The organism is Mesorhizobium sp. M8A.F.Ca.ET.207.01.1.1 (genome assembly GCF_004794715.1).
In the GTDB taxonomy this organism is placed as follows: domain Bacteria; phylum Pseudomonadota; class Alphaproteobacteria; order Rhizobiales; family Rhizobiaceae; genus Mesorhizobium.
Map to the genome: position 1 here is coordinate 1 of NZ_SRUS01000120.1, position 417 is coordinate 417.

1 pseudogene is annotated in these 417 nt (G+C 69.3%); it reads left to right on the forward strand.

Annotated elements, in window-relative coordinates:
- Positions 1–142: 142 nt before the first annotated feature.
- Positions 143–417 (forward strand): annotated as a pseudogene (locus tag EN850_RS33765) (hypothetical protein); the annotation flags it as partial.

Sequence of the window (417 nt, forward strand, 5' to 3'; positions counted from 1 at the left end):
GGGAAATCCTGGACACCGAGCCGAGCTACATCCAGGACATCGGCCTGGCCCGCCACCTCTCGCCCACCCGCAGCAACGGCGTGGCGGCGATGCTGGCCTTCATCCGCGAGACCGCGCAGGCCCAGCTGCAGCGCGACCCGTCGTGAGCGAACCTGCCACGGCCGAAGACACCGCGCTGGGCCTGCTGTCCCGGCCCGGCTTCGCCAGGCTGCTGGCGTACCGCATCTTTGCGATGCTGTCCTACCAGGTGGTCGCAGTCACCGTTGGCTGGCACATCTACGAAGTCACCCGCAATCCGTTCTCGCTGGGCCTGATCGGCCTGGCCGAGGTCGTGCCGTTCTTCTGCGTGGCGCCGTTCGCCGGTTACCTGGTGGACCACCTGCCGCGGCGCCGTCTCGGCATGGTCGCCTGCTGCGG